Annotated in this window: 15 protein-coding genes and 2 pseudogenes; 5 read left to right on the top strand and 12 right to left on the bottom strand. The window is 61.1% G+C overall.

Going from position 1 to position 17,292, the window contains the following annotated elements; all coding sequences use genetic code 11:
- Positions 1 to 6: 6 nt before the first annotated feature.
- The 5 genes from BBX50_RS15615 to BBX50_RS15595 form a co-directional block, all read right to left on the bottom strand.
- On the bottom strand, positions 7 to 1,713 hold the full coding sequence (locus tag BBX50_RS15615; protein ID WP_065776250.1) for a glycoside hydrolase family 32 protein: 1,707 nt from the start codon (positions 1,711 to 1,713) through the stop codon (positions 7 to 9).
- Between the two features lie 2 nt (positions 1,714 to 1,715).
- Entirely contained in the window at positions 1,716 to 2,609 is an 894-nt protein-coding gene (locus tag BBX50_RS15610; RefSeq protein ID WP_065776249.1) for a carbohydrate ABC transporter permease, read from the bottom strand.
- Positions 2,602 to 3,534 carry a sugar ABC transporter permease gene (locus BBX50_RS15605; RefSeq protein ID WP_065776248.1) on the bottom strand — a complete coding sequence of 311 codons (933 nt, stop codon included), beginning with the start codon at positions 3,532 to 3,534 and terminating at the stop codon, positions 2,602 to 2,604. The genes BBX50_RS15610 and BBX50_RS15605 overlap by 8 nt, the downstream gene beginning before the upstream one ends.
- A gap of 74 nt (positions 3,535 to 3,608) precedes the next feature.
- Complete coding sequence (locus BBX50_RS15600) at positions 3,609 to 4,913, bottom strand: sugar ABC transporter substrate-binding protein (RefSeq protein ID WP_139108289.1); 1,305 nt, start codon at positions 4,911 to 4,913, stop codon at positions 3,609 to 3,611.
- Between the two features lie 41 nt (positions 4,914 to 4,954).
- The gene (locus BBX50_RS15595; protein WP_065776247.1) at positions 4,955 to 5,953 is read right to left on the bottom strand and encodes a LacI family DNA-binding transcriptional regulator; all 999 of its coding nucleotides are present in this window, start codon (positions 5,951 to 5,953) and stop codon (positions 4,955 to 4,957) included.
- Between the two features lie 96 nt (positions 5,954 to 6,049).
- Here BBX50_RS15595 and BBX50_RS15590 point away from each other — a divergent pair.
- The 4 genes and pseudogenes from BBX50_RS15590 to BBX50_RS15580 form a co-directional block, all read left to right on the top strand.
- Positions 6,050 to 6,871, top strand: a pseudogene (locus BBX50_RS15590) (diguanylate cyclase); the annotation flags it as partial.
- 170 nt (positions 6,872 to 7,041) lie between these two features.
- Entirely contained in the window at positions 7,042 to 7,194 is a 153-nt protein-coding gene (locus BBX50_RS30770; protein WP_244513165.1) for a hypothetical protein, read from the top strand.
- Between the two features lie 13 nt (positions 7,195 to 7,207).
- Positions 7,208 to 7,624, top strand: coding sequence for a glutathione binding-like protein (locus BBX50_RS15585; RefSeq protein ID WP_244513164.1), 417 nt, complete (start codon positions 7,208 to 7,210; stop codon positions 7,622 to 7,624).
- Positions 7,621 to 8,473, top strand: a pseudogene (locus tag BBX50_RS15580) (alpha/beta hydrolase). The gene BBX50_RS15585 and the pseudogene BBX50_RS15580 overlap by 4 nt, the downstream one beginning before the upstream one ends.
- A gap of 189 nt (positions 8,474 to 8,662) precedes the next feature.
- Here the strand turns inward: BBX50_RS15580 and BBX50_RS15575 are convergent.
- The 6 genes from BBX50_RS15575 to BBX50_RS15550 form a co-directional block, all read right to left on the bottom strand.
- Positions 8,663 to 9,736 carry an ABC transporter ATP-binding protein gene (locus BBX50_RS15575; protein ID WP_065776245.1) on the bottom strand — a complete coding sequence of 358 codons (1,074 nt, stop codon included), beginning with the start codon at positions 9,734 to 9,736 and terminating at the stop codon, positions 8,663 to 8,665.
- Positions 9,733 to 10,560, bottom strand: coding sequence for a carbohydrate ABC transporter permease (locus tag BBX50_RS15570; protein ID WP_065776244.1), 828 nt, complete (start codon positions 10,558 to 10,560; stop codon positions 9,733 to 9,735). The genes BBX50_RS15575 and BBX50_RS15570 overlap by 4 nt, the downstream gene beginning before the upstream one ends.
- Positions 10,557 to 11,459: a sugar ABC transporter permease gene (locus BBX50_RS15565; RefSeq protein ID WP_065776243.1), complete on the bottom strand. Its 903-nt coding sequence runs from the start codon at positions 11,457 to 11,459 to the stop codon at positions 10,557 to 10,559. The genes BBX50_RS15570 and BBX50_RS15565 overlap by 4 nt, the downstream gene beginning before the upstream one ends.
- Positions 11,460 to 11,649: 190 nt before the next feature.
- Positions 11,650 to 12,882, bottom strand: coding sequence for a sugar ABC transporter substrate-binding protein (locus tag BBX50_RS15560; RefSeq protein WP_065776242.1), 1,233 nt, complete (start codon positions 12,880 to 12,882; stop codon positions 11,650 to 11,652).
- Between the two features lie 59 nt (positions 12,883 to 12,941).
- Positions 12,942 to 13,844, bottom strand: coding sequence for a sugar phosphate isomerase/epimerase (locus BBX50_RS15555; protein WP_065776241.1), 903 nt, complete (start codon positions 13,842 to 13,844; stop codon positions 12,942 to 12,944).
- 10 nt (positions 13,845 to 13,854) lie between these two features.
- Entirely contained in the window at positions 13,855 to 14,889 is a 1,035-nt protein-coding gene (locus tag BBX50_RS15550; protein WP_083213647.1) for a Gfo/Idh/MocA family oxidoreductase, read from the bottom strand.
- Positions 14,890 to 15,026: 137 nt separating this feature from the next.
- Between BBX50_RS15550 and BBX50_RS15545 the strand changes: the two genes are divergently transcribed.
- Positions 15,027 to 16,043 (top strand): LacI family DNA-binding transcriptional regulator, encoded by a 1,017-nt coding sequence (locus BBX50_RS15545; RefSeq protein WP_065776239.1) that lies wholly within the window; start codon positions 15,027 to 15,029, stop codon positions 16,041 to 16,043.
- Between the two features lie 430 nt (positions 16,044 to 16,473).
- On the opposite strand, the gene BBX50_RS15540 is transcribed toward BBX50_RS15545, so the two are convergent.
- Positions 16,474 to 17,292 (bottom strand): sugar phosphate isomerase/epimerase (locus BBX50_RS15540; protein WP_065776238.1); only part of this gene is annotated, 819 nt, incomplete at its 5' end.

Here is a 17,292-nt window from a genome sequence, read left to right as displayed (position 1 = left end):
CCTCCCTCAAAGCTTGAGTTGCCAGATTTTCGCGCCCATGACGGCGCCGGTCAGCCTTGCTGATCGCGCGGCGGCAAATCCCGGGAGGCGCTTGGTGCCTGTCCAGCGGCCGTTGTCGGCGAAGACCTCGATCGAACCGGCATCGAGGAAGATGCGCAGTTCCGAAGGCCTGGCGCCGGATGCGAGATATCGCGGTGGCGGCTTGCCGGTAGCGGCATCGAAGAGGATTGCAAGGCCTTCGTCATCGAGACTGACGCCAAGTGTGACATCCGGGTGATCGAGGACGAGCTCGAAGGCCGCGCCGGCCTCGGGCAGTGCAAGCACGATCTCAACCGCACCGCTTTCGAGTGGAACCGTTTCGCCCGCAGCAAGGGCTGATTCATCGAGCAGCCTGTGGCGCAGGCTTTCGACGGCCGCGACCGGCGGTGTCAACACGGCGTCCCCGTCGAGGAGCACGCGACGCGGCAGGGTCATCGCCGTTGGGAAATCGTCCTTCTTGGAAAAATCCGTCCAGTTGGCAAGCCAGGCGATGCCAGCCGGTTCGTCGCCGTCGACGAAGCCCTGGAAGGCGTAGGCGTCGGAGCCGAAATCCAGTTCCTGTTCGAATTCGGCCGTGAACGCCCGGCCGTCGAAGCGGCCGACGGTGACAGATGTGAGGTTGCGCCGGCCGGTGGCCGGGTCACGGCTTGTGAGCAGGCCAAAGATCAGCGCCCAGCGGGTCTGCGGATCATCCGCCATGCCGCCGACCGGCAGCATGCAGGGGCACTCCGCCGCGGTCATGCCGAAACCGTCCTCGCGATGGATGATGCCGAGGAAGGTCCAGCCCGTGGCACCCTGCAGATCTGCCGTCTCGTAAAGCAGGACGACACCGCCCAATCGGTCGCGACTGCCTAGCAACATCTTCCACCGGCCGTCCGGGCCCTTGAACACATAGGGATCGCGGAAATCAGTGGTGAGGTTCAGGCCCTCCGGACGGAGAGGCAGGATCACCTCGGACGGGCCGGCGATGATGCCGTCACGGCTGACGGCGGAGAGCTGGATCTGCTCCTCCGGCTCCCGATCTCGCACATGTTCGGTGTAGAAGACGCGGATTTCGTCCCCGTCCGGCCCTGACACGGGGATGGCCGAGCCGGAGAAGGCACCGCCACGGCCATCGTCTTTTTCCGACAGGTGATCCGCCGGAAACAGGAACATGGGCAGGTGCGTCCAGCGGATCAAATCTTTGGAGACCGCATGGCCCCAGTGCATGGTGTTCCAACGCAAGCCATGCGGATAGTGCTGATAGAAGAGATGGCCGAGGCCCTCGAACCGGCCGAAGCCGTTCGGGTCGTTCATCCAGCCGAAGGGCGGGCGGAAGTGGTAGCCGCCGGCAACTTCAGGCGGCGCAGTGCGGACGGCGTGATGGAGGACGCGGATCCCCTCCTCCAGCACCGTCTGCGGGTGGAACGCATAGGCGACGGAGAGCGCAGTTGTTTCGGCATCATAGGCAAGCACGGTGCGACCCGCCGTCCCGAGCGTCACCGCGAAGAATTCGAACTCCCCGGCGCGGCGCGTGGACGGACCGGCAATCTCACTGCGATCTAAGGTGACCGACAGTTTCGCCTCGTCGCCAATTTCGCGCGCCTTCAACCAGAGATGCAGCACGGTCCCGGCCGGGAGTTCGGCCTCGACGATTTCAAGCACGGGGCTTGCGGGTTTTGTCTGCGAAGTCATAGTCAACCTTTCACGGCGGAGCCGACGAACGAACTTACGAACCAGCGCTGGAAGGCGAGGTAGAGAATGAGGACGGGGATCATCATCAAGACAGACGCGGCCATTGCGCGGTCCCAGTAAATGCTGTCCTGTCCGAAGAAGGTGGCGATCGCGACCGAGATCGGCCGGGCATAGTCGGTCTGGGTGACCAGCGTCGGCCAGAGGTACTGGTTCCAGCTTTCGATCCCCATGAGGATCGAGACCGTCGCAAGCGCCGGCAGGCTCAGCGGCATGTAAATCGACCGATAGATGCGAAACGCCGACGCGCCATCCATCTCCGCAGCTTCGTAGAGTTCCTTCGGCAGTTGCGCGAAGAACTGGTAGAACAGGAAGACATAGAGCGGGCTTGCCACCCAGGGCAGGATCTGCACTGCGAACGTATCCGTCAGTCCGGCGCGCGACATCATCACGACGAGCGGCATGATAATGCTTTCCTGCGGGATGACGTAGAGCGCGACCACGAGAGCGAGCAGGATTGCCTTTCCGCGCAGCGTCCCCCAGGCAAGCACGAAGCCGGCCATCGAATTGATGATCAGCCCGGACACGACGGTGACGACGAGGATCACCAGCGAATTTACGAGGTAGCGGCCATAGGCAAGTTCGCCTGAAAAGTTGGCGATCTCGCGGTAGTTCGACAGGGTCGGCTCGCTGACCCAGAAGGCGCGGAAGCTGCCCATGTCGGCAAGGATGCGGAAGCGGTCATCCTTAAGGCTGGCGATCAGCAGCATGAAGAGCGGCGAGATCATTACCAGAGCGATGATGAAGATGCAGACGGTCTGGACGATACGCAGGCCCGTCTTGCTGTTGCCGCGGGGGATCGCTAGCGGGGCTGGCTGGCTGAGAACGAGATCAGACATCGAAGCGCCTCAGGAGTTTGCGCTGAAGGAGCGCGATCAGAAGAACGATGACGAAGAGAATGACGGAGACGGCGGATGCGTATCCGAGCTTCTGTTCCTCGAAGCCGGCGCGCACCATGTAGTGCACCACGGTCTCCGTGCTTTCCTTCGGTCCGCCCTGGGTGAGGATCGCAACCTGGGTGTAAAGCTTAAAGGCCTGGATCGTGGTGATGACCAGCACGAAGACGTGGGTCGGACGCAGGCCCGGCATGGTGACGTGCCAGAAGCGGCGAAGCGCGCTCGCGCCGTCGATGCGGGCCGCGTCATAAAGCTCCTCCGGAATACCCTGCAGGCCCGCAAGATAGATGATCATCTGGAAGCCATAGGCCTGCCAGGCCGACAGCAACACGATCGAAAACATCGCCCAATTGGGGTCGCCGAGCCAGTCGATCGGCTGGATCATGCCACCGGACAGAAAACCGACGATCTGGTTGAGCGGACCGCTCGGATACTGGAAAAGCGTGCCCCAGATCACGCAGACGACAACCATAGAGGTGATCGCCGGCAGAAAGAACATGCCGCGCAGAACGTTCTGCATCGGCAGCTTCTGGTGCAGCAGCAGCGCGGTCAGGAACGCAATGCCGCACTGAACCGGCAGCACCCACACCGTGAAGCGCGTGACGTTCCAGAGCGAGGTCCAGAACAGCGGGTCGGTGAAGACCCGCTGGAAATTCAAGAAGCCGACGAAACGCACCGGCGTCGGACGCGGCACCAGCGGCTGATTGGTCATCGCCGTCCAGAAGGACAAAAGAAACGGCGTGATCAGGAAGACGGCGAGCAGCAGCACGGCCGGTGCGATCATCGCGACTTCCTGCCAGAACCGCTGCCGGTCGCGCCGCCTGGCGGGGCGCGGCAGCGCGGCCGCGGACGTCTCTTGCAAGGTCATGGTCTCCTCCTCATTTGCTCATCCTCCCAAGGTGGCGCAGGGCCGGCCAGCCGGGCGGCCTTGCAAAGGATGCCCTATTGCTGCTCGTCGAAGGGCGGGTAGCCGGCGTTGTCCTCGATGTCCTGGTCGATCTTCTTCGCCGCGGCCGTCAGCGCCTCCTGCGCATCGCCGCCGTTGAAGATCTTGTCGACCGCCTGCATGAAGGCCGAGGTGATCGTCGGATAGGCCGGGTGCGGCGGACGGGCGACGGCGGTCTTCGAGGCCTGCTCGAAGGCGACGGCAAGCGGCCCGCCTTCAGCGTAGAGCGGGGATTCAGCGGCAAAGCTCTTCAAGCCCGGATAGGCCGACTGGGTCTTTGCATAGTCGCGGTAGTCCTTGTCCTTCAGAAGGAAGCTCAGGAATTTTCCGGCGGCTTCAGGGTTTTCGGAGCTCGCGGAGATGCCCCAGATCCAGGTGCCGTTCGGGCTGACGCCCTTGTTGCCGATCTTCGGCAGCGGTATGACGACGATATTGTCCTTCATCGCGGCGGCGGCTTCCGCGTAGAACCAGTGCCCACCCATGGCGAGCGCTGCCGGCTGCCCCTCCGCATAGAACTGGTTGGTGCCGGACGATGTGGGGACGACCCAGCCGTTCTTCACCCACGTCTGCATCATGGTCAGCGCCTTGACGCAGGCTTCGCTGTCGAGCGTACCGCTCGCTTTCCACGCCTTGCGATCGATCAGGTCGCAGCCAGCGCTTTCGAGCAGCGGGCCGTAAGCATAGGTGATCCATTCGGTCTTGATGCCGTAGCCACGGAACGTGTCGATCGGCCACTTCACGCCTTCGAGCTTGGAGAGCTTTTCGAGGTAGCCTTCGAATTCCTCGCGCGTCCAGGCATCGTCGACGGATTTCGGAATGCGTGCCCCGATGGCTTCGAGATACTTCTTGTTGCCGTAAAGCACGACCGAGGAGTCGGTAAGGCCGATCGCATAGAGATCCTTGTCGATCGGATAGGTGCCCTGGGCGATGTTCGAGCCCGTCATGTCGTCGAGCACATCCTTGTCGACGAGCGGCTTGATGGGCTGCAGGTAGCCCGACCAGACGTAGTTCGCCAGAAACGGCGCATCGAGTTCCATCACGTCCGGCAACTGCTTGGCCATGACGGCGGCGCTGAACTTCTCGTTATAGGCGTCGTGCGGCGCGTAGATCATCTCGACGTCGATATCGGGATTGGCTTCCTCGAAGCGCTTGGCGACGTCGCCATAGGCCTTCACCCAACCCGGATCACCCTGGTGCATCACGTGGATGACGGATTTTGCCTCTGCAAAACCCGCACTCCACAAGAGTGCAGAAGACGCGAAAAGTGAACTAAGTAAACGATTACCCAAATATGTCGTCATTGATCTTCTCCTCCTATTCAATTCGACAAGAATGCTGGTTGCTAAACCGATGCCCGCTCGACCAGATGAAACGGCAGCTTTCGCAGATGCGGCGGCTCAGGCTCCCCTGCGAGCAGGATCTCCATGGCCAGGCGGCCCATCGCGCGGTGCGGCAGGGCCATCGTCGTCAACGGCGGATCCAGCCGCGAGGCCAGCTCGACCTGGTTGTCGAAACTGGCTACCGCAATGTCGTCCGGAATTTTAAGGCCGGCGCGCGCAAGGGCCGCGTAGACTTCCATCGCGACACGGTCGTTGCCGCACAGGATCGCGTCCGGTCGCTGACCGGTGGCCAGCAATGTCTCGACATGCGAGGCGACGAGGCTCGGAGCGCGATCGCTGTAAACGCTGCGGCGCACGGCTGGAAGCACACCAATCGGTTCGATGCCTGCCTCTTCAAGAGCGGCGCGGAAACCCTTCTCGCGTAGCGCCCCAGCAAGGATGCCCGGCAGGTTGATGAAGGCGATCCGGCGGCGGCCAGAGGCGAGCAGGTAACGCACGATCTCCCGCGCCCCACCTTCTTCGTCGGGCACCAGTGACGTGACGCGCCCGGAGGCCTCGCGGCAATTGATCATCACGCCGACGGAGCCCGCGAGTGTCGGCGGCAGGTCGATGTCCTTGTGGTACATGGCGGCATAGGCAACGGCACGGGGCCGGAACTGTTGCACCTCGTCGACCACCGAGCCGATTGACTGTCCGCTGCTGTGGTTGACCGCAAACACCGCCATGCCGGCACTGCGCGCAGCACCGTCAAGCCCGCGCACGATTTCGGTGGCGAACGGTGACGTGATCAAGCCATCGGAAACGACACCGACCAGCGGCAGCCACCCCTGACGCACACCGCGCGCGGCGAGATTGGTCACGTAACCGAGTTCCTCGGCGATCGCCTTCACCTTCTGGCGCGTATCATCCGACATGCGGGCGGAGCCACCGTGCAACGCGCCGGAAACCGTCTTTACCGAGACGCCCGCACGCTCCGCGATATCAGAAAGCGAAATTGCCACGATCTTTACACGACCTAATTTGGGTTAACGATTACCCTATATTTTGAACGGTGTCCTTTTGTCAAGCCCACCGCGCCCCCATGCCAGTCCCACGCGATCATGCTTTTCGTCGCCGTGACCGCGATTATCATATTTCCCGTTCCGCTCGAATGGTCGATGGCGATCGCCGTCTTTGTGCTCGGTCTCTATCTTGTCTTTCAGCTGCAAAACCCAGAAATCGCTTCCGGGAATGCGCTGGCCGGAGCACTCTTCTTTGCAAGCGGAGTGGTGGCGACGGTTGTCGCGCGCCGCACAGCTAGCATTCTGGCGCACAAGACATTTCTGCTCGAACTGCGCGACCGGTCTCGGCTCGCCGAACTGACGGACGCCAATTCACGTCTTGAGTTGCTCGCAAGAACAGACCCGCTCACAGGTATCGCAAACCGCCGCTGGATGATGGACGCGCTCAAAGTGTGGAGCGACGAGGCCGCGCAAAGCCAGAGCGCAGCTATTCTGATGTGCGATATCGACCACTTCAAGCAACTCAACGATAGCCTCGGCCATGCCGAAGGGGATCGCTGTCTGGTAAAAGTGGCCGGCATCATCCAGAGCAGCCTGCGCGACGATCGCGATCAGGTTGCGCGTTACGGCGGCGAAGAGTTTCTCATCCTTCTGCGGGATGCCAATGAGGAGGAAGGCGTGGCGGTGGCGGAACGAATTCGACGCCGCGTCGAAGCCGCTTCCTTGCCGAATCCGAGATCAAGCGTTGGCGCTTATGTCACCGTCAGCGTTGGACTGGCCGTCCTGAAACACGGCGGCGAGGGAGTATCTTCGGAGGTGTTGCAGCGGCAAGCCGACGAAGCGTTATATGAGGCAAAGAAAAACGGACGCAACCGAGTGGTCCTCCACGTGCCAGATTTCCAATCGGCCTCCGCCTGAGCGCGGGCGACAAAGAGGCTACCAGCGCTGCAACCGCGCGATTGATCCGCCGTTCGATGGGCGTTTCACCTCCTTCCTCATCTTTCAAGGAACCGCTTGCATTATCGAATATACCGTGCCTAAGCTACAACTGGTTGTTAATTCCAATCACTAAGGAAGGACTTGGATCGATGAAGCTTTACTCGGCGCCAGGTTTTACCAGCTTGGCCGACTATATCTCGATGCTGGAGGCTGGCATTGAGTTCGACCTGGTCAAGGTCAACCTCGAGACGAAACAGATCGAAGGCGGCGGCCGCTACACGGACATCAACCCCACGGGCTAATGTGCCCGCCCTTATGTTCGACGATGGCGAAGTGCTGACCGAAAATGTCGCGATCCTGACTTGGATCGCCGACCGGGCGGCCGAACTTGCACCCCAGGGTCATCTGGGCCACTACCGCCTGCTCGAGATGCTGAGCTTCATCGCGACTGAGATTCACAAGCGGTTTCCCACCTACCTGTCGCTTCCGGAGGATGTCAGGGAGCCCACGGGCCAGCAACTGCTGCATTGGTTCGGCTTCCTCGCGGGCCGATTGGATCGGGACTACCTTTTCGGAGAGACCTTTACGGTCGTGGATGCCTATCTCTTCCAACTTGCGTGGGGCGCGGCTCAACTCGGATTTCCCCTGCCCGAGCCGCTTGGCGACTATGTTGCCAGGATCGAAAAGCGGCCTGCGGTACAAGCGGCGCTGCTGCGCGAGGGTGTCGCATGAGCAAGCTGGTGATCCGCACCGATGGGGTCGAACTCGCAACGCAGAGCTTTGGCGAGCCCAGCCGCCGCTAATTCTGATCATGGGCGGAATGGCCTCGATGCTGTGGTGGCCGGAGGAATTCTGCCAGCGGCTCGCCGAACGGGCCACTTCGTCATCCGCTACGACCAACGCGACACCGGTCTTTCAACGAAATATCCCGCCGGTCAGCCGGGTTACACCTTCGATGACGCCGTCGATGACGTCTTCCGCGTGCTCGACGGCTACGGGATTTCGAACAGTCATATTGTCGGCTTTTCTCTCGGCGGCATGCTCGGCCAGGTGGCTGCACTGAAGAATCCGGAGCATGTGCTTTCGCTGACGGCGATCAGCACGTCGCCGGTCGGGATGGACACGTCCCAGTTTCCCGCAAGCGACGAGGCCTGGATGGAACATATGTCCGTGGAGGCGGACTGGTCGGACCGAGCAGACACGGTCGCCTACCTGGTCGAAGATGCTCGCCTGACAGCGAGCAAGGCGCATCCATTTGACGAAGCCAGGATCCGTGCCTTCCTTGAACGGGACTTCGACCGGTCCGGAGGCTATCTCAACACTGCCAACCATATCGTCCTTTTTGACGTTGGCGAGACATGGCAAGGCCGGCTGAACGAAATAAGGGTGCCGCTTCTCGTCATTCATGGCACGACCGATCCGGTTTTCGCGGTTGAGCACGGCGAGGCACTCGCGCGCGCTGTAGCGGATGCGAAGTTCGTGAAGATCGAAGGCGGCGGCCACGAAATTCATCCCGGAGATTGGGAACAGATCATTTCCGCTATCGACGAACATGCCGGAGGACGAACATCCGCCACGTGAACGAGACAATGTCAAGGGAGGGTGGAGGTAATGGACACCGACGAAGGTCGTTGGAATCGACTGACGATCGGACCACGGGAAAATCTAGCCGCCCTGAAGGGAATCGAACTAGCTTCCTTTCTCTTCTTCGCTTTGTAGGTCTGCCGTGCTCGCTGAGCAGCAACTCGGTGCGGTATACTCCTCCACCGTTCAACCGGGCAAACGCCGTTCGGTCTCGGCGTCGAAGAGATGCATGCTCCCGGGCACGAAGTTCAGGCCGGCCCTATCGCCGGCTCTTGCCACCGATCGGCCATTGAAGACCACCGATAGCTCGGGCGTCGTTGCCATTGTCAGGAAGCACGTCGCCCCGGTCGATTCGACCAGCGCCACTGGCGCCGAGAGAATGCCCTCCCCTGGCGCAGCAAGTTCGATGTGCTCCGGACGCAAGCCGATGCTCAGGGCCTGCCCCGGCTGCACGGTACGGCCGAGGGCGATCGTTTGTTTGAGACCAAGGTCCAAAATGATCGACCGTCCATCTTGACCGCCGATCGCGGGCAAGAAATTCATGGCCGGGGATCCGATGAACCCGGCCACGAACTTGTTGGCCGGCCGGTCATAAAGCTCAAGCGGGCTGCCCTGTTGCTCGATAACTCCGTCGCGCATGATGACGACGTGGTCGGCCATGGTCATCGCTTCGACCTGGTCGTGGGTGACATAGACCGACGTGGCCCCCAGGCGGTCGTGCAACGCGCGGATTTCCTTGCGCATATGAACGCGAAGGGCCGCATCAAGGTTGGAAAGCGGCTCGTCGAACAAAAATGCCTTTGGATGGCGGATGATCGCCCGGCTCATCGCCACGCGCTGCCGCTGGCCGCCGGAAAGCTCACGCGGGTAGCGCCCGAGCAGATGCGTAAGCCCGGTTACGGCGGCAACTTCATTTGCCGCCTTCTTGCGTTCGGCCTTGGCAACACCCTTGATGCGCAGGCTGTAGGTCAGATTTTCCTCAACGGTCATGTGCGGATAGAGTGCGTATGACTGGAAAACCATTGCCACATCCCGTTTGCGCGGCGGCACGGCATTCATCACCTCGCCGGCGATCTTGAGCGTGCCGGACGATATGTTTTCCAGCCCGGCCAGCGATCGCAACAACGTCGACTTTCCACAACCGGAAGGGCCAACGAGCGCGGTGAAGCTGCCTTTGCGGATCGAAAGCTCGATGTCCTTCAGGGCATGATAGGCGCCATAGTACTTGTTTACGTTGGTCAGTTCGATCTGGGCGGTCATTTGAGCGCTCCCGAGGTGAGGCCAGAGACGATGCGGCGTTGCAGGAGGACGAAGATGGCGAGAATCGGCGTCACATAGATCGCCGCATAGGCCATGATATTGTTCCACTCGTTGGTGTTCGGCCCCATGAAGGAATTCAATCCGACGCTGGCCGGTTGCAGTTCGACGGCCTGGATCATCGATTTCGAATAGACGAACTCGCCGAAGGCCTGCATGAAGATCAAAATGGCGCTGACGAGAATGCCGTTTCGGGCGAGCGGCAGGACGATGTTGAAGAAAGCGCCGACCCTCGAGTTACCGTCGACAAGGGCCGCTTCCTCCAATTCCTGTGGCACGCTCATGAAGGTCGCACGCACCAATACCACGAAGAACGGCATGCTTTTCGCCGCGATCGCAAGGATCACCGCAAGGCGGGGGTAATTGAGCAACCCGATCTGAGAGAAACCCACGAAGATCGGCGTGACCATCAGTGAGGCAGGAAGCACCTGCAACATGAGAATGAGGAAGAGCCCGATATCGACCCAGATGTTGCGATAGCGCGCCAGCACGTAGGCGCAGCCGACACCGAGCACGGTGATGACACAGACTGCTCCGCAGGCAATGGCCAGAGAATTCCAGATGTACCGGCCCATGTTGCGGCTTTGCCAGACGTTGCCGAAGATCTGCCATTGGGGATCTGTTGGCCAGAAGGTCGGCGGGGTGGCAAACATCTCCGACCCGGATTTGATCGTGGTGATGTACATCCAGTAGAGCGGGAACAGATAGATGCCGGCGAGGATGATTGCGACGGCAAGAAGCAGACGGTCGCGGGATACATTGCTCATCCGCGCACCTCATGCCGTGTGGAGCGCACGTAGACGACTGATGCGACCATCACGAAGGCTATCATGATCACGGAAATCGTCGCGCCCTTGGCGAAATCGTATTGGCGGAACGACAAGTCCCAGGCCCAGTATTGCGTAACGTTGGAGGCGTTGTTCGGCCCTCCCGAGGTGATGGCTGCGAAAAGATCGAATTGCTGCAGCGTGAAAATCAGCCCGAGCGCCATGATTGCGCCGATGGATGAGCGCATCATCGGCAGCGTGATCGTCCAGAATCGTTGCCAGACATTGGCGCCGTCCAGCTCGGACGCCTCATAAAGATCCCGCGGGATGGCCGAAAGGCCAACGGACAGCAGGATCATGTTGAAGGATGTGCCGAGCCAGATATTTGCGATGATCACGGCCCAAAGGGAGAAGCCGGGGTCTGACCGCCAGAAGATATTGCCGTCGATGAGCCCCGTTTCGCGCAGGATAAAGTTGAGCACGCCAAAGTCGCCCGAGAGGATCCAGTTCCAAATCGCACCGACCACAAGGCCGGGCATCACCCAGGACACCAGGAAAAGTCCCCGCAGCCACGAGGCGCCTGGAAAGCTCGTCCAGAAGAACAATGCCAGACCGAAACCGACGAGAAACTGGCCGGCGATCGAGGCAGCGACAAAGGTCGCGGTGTTGGCCAGGATTGGCCACGTTTCCGGTTGAGCGAACAGATCGCGATAATTCTTGAGACCGACGAAGGGGCGCCAGAAGCTGCCGAGGCTGAACATGTCGACCTCCTGGAAGCTCATGACGATATTGTAGAGCAGCGGCAGACCGGACAGAGTAAGCAGGAATGCGAGCGGCAGGCTGACAAGGCCGATATCGAAGCCGCGGCCGTCGATCATGCTGGATAGAAAGCGTTTCATGAGCTCCTCCGCCGCCAAGGCACCAGCATACACCGCTCGCACAACTCGGCCTGCAAACTAGAACGACCAGCCTACCCGGCATGATCTTGCGGTTTTCCCGCCCCATCGCCTCGATGCGATTGAGCGCTTGTGAAAGGCGGCCGGCTGCTCCGGTCAGTTTGGAACGTGCGGGCCGCCTTGCCCCGAGGCTTTAGCCAAGGACCGCCTTTATCTTTTCCGCCGCCTGGTCGAGGGCATCCTTCGACGTCATCTGTCCGGTCAGGGCCGCCTGGATCGCGTCCTGGATCGCCTTGGAGATCTTCGGCCATTCCGGATGGGGCCCACGCGGCTTTGCGAACTTGAGCTGCTCGACGAAGACCTTGAGGGCTTCGTCCTTGAGCGGGACGCCGGTCTCCGGAATAGCAATATCGGAACGGGCGGGCAGTTGGCCGAAGTCCTTGAACATCCGGTCGTCCTGGGAGGCGAAATACTCGAGCACCTTGAACGCTTCGGCCGGGTGTTGCGTATTGGAGAAGATCGCCCAGTTGAAATCGCCCATGGCCGACGAACGCTCCGCGCCGAGCTCAGGCACCGGCAGCAGCGCGACGCCCCAGTCGAACTTCGCTTCGCTCACCATTCGGTCGAGTTCCCACGGACCGGAGATAGCCATGGCGGCGTTGCCGGAATTGAAGGTACCAGTCGAATCCCACTGTCCGCGGGTCAGCGTATCTGGAGAAGCCAGCTTCTCCGTCATGATGGTTTTCCAGATGTCGAGCGCCTTGACGGCACCGTCCGAATTGATGTGCTCGTAGCCGCCGCCTGCCATCTGGGCCCAGGGCAGGAACTGGAACGTCCCCTCCTCGTTCGCCTTGGCCGAAAACGCGAGCCCGTAAACATTGGCCGCAGGATCCGTTAGCTTGCGGGCTGCATCGACCAGTTCGTCCCAGGTTTGTGGCGGCTTGTCCGGATCGAGCCCCTTCGCCTTGAACATGTCCTTGTTGTAGTAGAGTGCAATCGTGTTCGTAGCCTTGGGAAGGCCGTAGTTCTTGCCGTCCCACATGGTGGAGGCGAGAGGTCCCGGGAAATAGTTCGAGGTCTTCACCACGGTCGACTTGGCAATCATGTCGGTAAGATCGAGGAATGCGCCACGAGACGAAAAGAGCGCGTGTTCCGGATTGTCGACGGCGATGATGTCGGGTGCTTGCCCGGTCGAGTAGGCGCGCATCGCCTCGCTGACGACGTCGTCGAACTGAATCTGGCGATATTCGACCTTGATGCCGGTGTTCAGCTTGTTGAAGTCCGATATCAGGTTCGGTGCGGGCTGTATGTCCCGATCGAGCGACCAGACGCTGATCGTCACATCTTCCGCCTTGGCAGCGAGACCGAACAGAGAAACACCTGCAAGGGCGAGAGCGCCCAGGATTGCGGATCCGCGGATAGCCATTTTCTCCTCCTTTGGTTATCCCCATGCCGGCATCCTCCATGCCGGCCGACATGCACGTCTCAGGCCGGGTCGATGACGAAGTCGCCGCCCCGGCAGGTCTTGAGGTAATTCAAACCATGGACCTGACCGGTCATTTCCAGATCGTCGCGATAGACCGGGTCATGCCAGCCTTCGATATCGATCGAGCCGGACCAGCCGGCCAGCCGAAGTTCGGAAATCACGTCGGTCCAGTTGGTGTCGCCGAAGCCGGGCGTGCGCATGAAGACGAATTTCTCCTTGCCGAAGATCCCGTGTTCGCGAATGACGTCCCAGCGAATGGTCGCGTCCTTGCCGTGCACGTGGAAGATCTTTTTCGCCCATTTGCGGATCTGCGGCAGCGGATCGATCAGGTAGACCATCTGATGGCATGGCTCCCATTCGAGCCCGATGTGATCATCCGGCGTCTCATTGAAGATCAGCTCCCAGGCGTCCGGATTATGCGCGATGTTCCAGTCGCCGCTCTGCCAGTTGCCGTCCATCGCGCAGTTCTCGAATGCGATCTTCACGCCCCTGTCGGCCGCTCGTTTTGACAATTCGGACCAGATTTCCCGGTAGCGCGGCAGGCTGTCGGTCAGAGGTTTGCCACGAACACGGCCGGTGAACCCGGCAACGCAACTGGCGCCGAAGTGGTGGGCGTTGTCGATGCAGTCTCGCCACCCCTGCAGGGTCTCTTCATCGAGCGCGGTCGTCTCCAGCGGATTGCCGAACATGCCGAGCGTGGAGATGGTGATGTCGCGGTCGCCGATCGCCGCCACACAACGCTTTCCGAGTTCGGCGAGGTCCTGGCCATTGGTGGTTTGCCAGAAGAAGGGCTCGAAACTCTCAAAGCCCATGTCGGCGATCTGGCCGATGCGCCTGTCGGCGCCGCCCTTCGTGGCCGAGATCATCGTGCCAATGCGGATAGATTTACTGGGGTCGGTCAAAACAGGCTCCCTAAGCTGCAATGTTGACGCGCTTGCCATCCCGGGCGCTGTCGATCGCGCCGAATACCATGGCAAGGCTCTTGATGTTGTCGCTGCCGTCTGTTTCCGGCACGGTTCCCGCCTCGATTGCGCGGATGAAATGCTCGATCACGCTCGCATGACCGTGCGTGTCGGCACGGTCTTCGGCCTCGGGCACCGCGATCGGCGCGACAGACCGCATGAAGCCCTCACGACCCGTGACGACATTGGCGTCGAAGCGATCGCCGCCATCCCAAAGCAGCGTGCCCTTCGAACCGGTAATACGCCACGTGCTTTCCCAGCTGGTGTTAGCGCCCTCAGCGCACCAGGAGCCGCGGTAAGTGAAGGCGACATTATCGGAGAACTCGAAGATCGCATTGGCGGCAGCGCCGTGGCGATACCAGGAGCCCTCGGGATTGTATTCGTGGCAGTAGACCGAAAGAGGGTCCTTACCCGACATGAAACGCGCTGCATCGAAGGTGTGAATGGCCATGTCGAGCAGCAGGACATTGTCCATCTGTTCACGGAACCCGCCGAAATGCGGCCCGAGAAAGAAATCGCAATGCAGCGCCGTCAGTTCACCGAGTGCGCCGGACTGGATGAGGCGGCGTATGCGGCGAACGCCACTAATGAAGCGGCGGTTTTGAACGATCGCATGGGTGCGCGAAGTCTCTGCAGCAAGCCGCCGCAACTCGCGCGCCTCTTCGAGCGTAGCAGCCATCGGCTTCTCGCTTAGAACGTGGCAACCGTGGGCAAGACCGGCGGCGACCACCGCGCGGCGCGCGGCCGGAACGACGATGTCGAACAAAAGGTCGGCCCGGCTCTCGCGAAGAACCGTCGGCAGGTCCGTGCCGATTATGATGTCGCCCAATTCGAATTCGGTGGCGAGCGCCTCAGCGGTCGCCCGATCGAGATCGACCAAGCCGACGACTTCCACTTTCTCCCGAAGAACATCGCTCTCCGAAAGCGCTCTCAGCCAGCCTTTGGCCATAGCTCCGCACCCGCACAAAACGGCCCTGTATCGCACGTGATTTCCTCCAAGAAACGGAAGCGGCAACTCCTCAATTGGCTTCCGTAAACGTTTACGATACTATGCGGCAACGGGTTTTTATGTCAAGAGGTGAGAAAATGGCCAGTCGCGGGTCTGGGGAGGAACGCGGAAAAATGAAGGGGATTCGCGAACTTGCCGAACACCTCGATATCTCGATCGGCACGGTGTCCCGCGCGCTGAACGGCAAGCCCGACGTCAACGAAGAGACCAGAAAACGGGTGCTGGAAGCAGCGGAATCCCTTGGTTATGTCGCCAACCAATCGGGCCGTGCGCTCAGGAAGGGGGCGACCGGCGTCATCGGCTTCATGATGCAGACCGGGTCCGAAATTACCGGTCAGGGCGACACCTTCTTCATGAGCGTCTTCGACGGTGTTCAAACCGTTTTTGCTCGTCATAAGCTCGATCTCGTCGCCTTGCTCTGCTCCTCTGAGGAGGATCCGAACGACTACTTGAAGCGTGTCGTTGCCCGTGGATTTGCCGACGGCATCATCCTTTCGGCGACCCGGCGCCACGATGCACGTTTCGAGCTATTGGCCAAGCGCAAGATCCCGTTCATCACACTGGGACGAAGCCTGACGGATGTCGGTCAACCCTGGCTCGATCTGGATTTCGAGGGCATGGCCGAGGCATCCATTGATCGACTCGTCGCCCGCGGCCACAGGCACGTCGCGATTACGCGACCGCATGACGACATGAACTTAGGCTATGTGTTTGAAGATCAGTGCCGGGCGACCCTTGCCCGCCACGGGCTTCGCCTCGACGAGCGCCACATATTCCGTTCAACCCCGAACGAGGCGGGCGGCTACCAGATCGCCCGTGAACTAAGCGCGCTTGAGACCCGACCGACGGCAGTCGTGCTCATCAATGAAGCGATCACCGTCGGCCTTTATCGCGGGCTGGTGGAGGCCGGAATAAGGCCCGGGCATGACATGGCGATCATCGGTCGCCAGAGTCCGCATTCGCAATTCCTGTCGCCGCGGCTGACATCCTTCCGTCTTTCCCTGCGCGACCTCGGGATTGCACTTGCCGAATCTCTGCTCGCAACGATGCCGGCTTTTGCCCACTTCTATCCGGCAAGATCTGCGCGACTGCTCTGGCCCATGGATCTCGTGCCGGGTGAAAGTGATTGATGAAAGCACATGTCCGCGCTGGTCTCGTAGATACCAGGAAGCGATGTAGCTTGTGTGTCGAATTCCACTCGATAGATTACGCGAACTGGAACCACCAGTGCACCGCGCCGATAAAGGCACCCGAGCCACCGCCCACCATGCCGAGCCGGATGCGGCGCTCGCGCTTCTCGCTCGTTCCTTCTGCCATTGTCGTCTCCCCTGTTTCCGTTCGTGTGTTGTTTGTTTCGAGCAAGTGCCCCTCATCCGCCTGCATATCCTTCTCCCCGCGCGCGAGGAGAAGGGATATGCAGGCCCCGCTCGGACCACAGAAACCTGACCACGACCATCGCCGGCCACAGTCCGCGTCCCCTCGCCCCGCCTGCGGGGAGAGGGTTAGTCCTCGGGTTAAACCCGAGGAGAGGGGCAATCGCCCCCTCCGGTTACGCCAACCTCAGATGCCGAGCATGCGCCGGTTGGCCGCCTCGTCGGTGCCGGCGTCGGCAAAATCGTCAAAGGCCTTCTCGGTGACGCGGATGATGTGGTGCTTGACGAAATCGGCACCCTCGCGCGCACCATCCTCCGGATGCTTCAGCGCGCATTCCCACTCAACCACGGCCCAGCCGGCGAAATCATTGGCGGCCATCTTCGAGAACACCGCGCCGAAGTCCACCTGGCCATCGCCGAGCGAACGGAAGCGCCCGGCGCGGTTGACCCAGCCCTGGTAGCCGCCATAGACACCCTGGCGCCCCGTCGGGTTGAACTCCGCATCCTTGACGTGAAACATCCGGATGCGGTCCTTGTAGATGTCGATGTTGTCGAGATAGTCGAGGCACTGCAGCACGTAGTGCGAGGGGTCATAGAGCATGCAGGCGCGGGCATGGTTGCCGGTGCGCTCGAGAAACATCTCGTAGGTGATGCCGTCGTGCAGGTCCTCGCCCGGATGGATCTCGTAGCAGATGTCGACGCCGTTTTCCTCGGCATGGTCGAGGATCGGCCTCCAGCGCTTCGCCAGCTCGTCGAAAGCGGTCTCGACGAGACCTGCCGGCCGCTGCGGCCAGGGATAGACGAAGGGCCAGGCAAGCGCGCCGGAAAAGCTCGCCATCGCGTTCAGCCCGAGGTTCTTCGAGGCGGTCAGCGCCAGCTTCACCTGTTCCACCGCCCAGGCCTGCCTTGCCTTCGGGTTGCCGCGCACTTCGGGTGCCGCAAACCCGTCGAAGGCCTCGTCATAGGCCGGGTGCACGGCGACGAGCTGGCCCTGCAGGTGGGTGGA

Origin of the sequence: Ensifer sp. LC11, assembly GCF_001695835.1 — a bacterium.
GTDB lineage: Bacteria > Pseudomonadota > Alphaproteobacteria > Rhizobiales > Rhizobiaceae > Ensifer.
The sequence above is the reverse complement of the archived record's forward strand: the minus strand, read 5'-3'. Positions and strand labels throughout refer to the sequence as shown.

What these genes read in the sequence shown, in the direction of transcription:
- BBX50_RS15600 (WP_139108289.1), bottom strand. Translation starts at nt 4,913, where the DNA reads ATGACGACATATTTGGGTAATCGTTTACTTAGTTCACTTTTCGCGTCT.
- BBX50_RS15610 (WP_065776249.1), bottom strand. Translation starts at nt 2,609, where the DNA reads ATGTCTGATCTCGTTCTCAGCCAGCCAGCCCCGCTAGCGATCCCCCGC.
- BBX50_RS30770 (WP_244513165.1), top strand. Translation starts at nt 7,042, where the DNA reads ATGAAGCTTTACTCGGCGCCAGGTTTTACCAGCTTGGCCGACTATATC.
- BBX50_RS15615 (WP_065776250.1), bottom strand. Translation starts at nt 1,713, where the DNA reads ATGACTTCGCAGACAAAACCCGCAAGCCCCGTGCTTGAAATCGTCGAG.
- BBX50_RS15575 (WP_065776245.1), bottom strand. Translation starts at nt 9,736, where the DNA reads ATGACCGCCCAGATCGAACTGACCAACGTAAACAAGTACTATGGCGCC.
- BBX50_RS15605 (WP_065776248.1), bottom strand. Translation starts at nt 3,534, where the DNA reads ATGACCTTGCAAGAGACGTCCGCGGCCGCGCTGCCGCGCCCCGCCAGG.
- BBX50_RS15585 (WP_244513164.1), top strand. Translation starts at nt 7,208, where the DNA reads ATGTTCGACGATGGCGAAGTGCTGACCGAAAATGTCGCGATCCTGACT.
- BBX50_RS15560 (WP_065776242.1), bottom strand. Translation starts at nt 12,882, where the DNA reads ATGGCTATCCGCGGATCCGCAATCCTGGGCGCTCTCGCCCTTGCAGGT.
- BBX50_RS15545 (WP_065776239.1), top strand. Translation starts at nt 15,027, where the DNA reads ATGAAGGGGATTCGCGAACTTGCCGAACACCTCGATATCTCGATCGGC.
- BBX50_RS15565 (WP_065776243.1), bottom strand. Translation starts at nt 11,459, where the DNA reads ATGAAACGCTTTCTATCCAGCATGATCGACGGCCGCGGCTTCGATATC.
- BBX50_RS15570 (WP_065776244.1), bottom strand. Translation starts at nt 10,560, where the DNA reads ATGAGCAATGTATCCCGCGACCGTCTGCTTCTTGCCGTCGCAATCATC.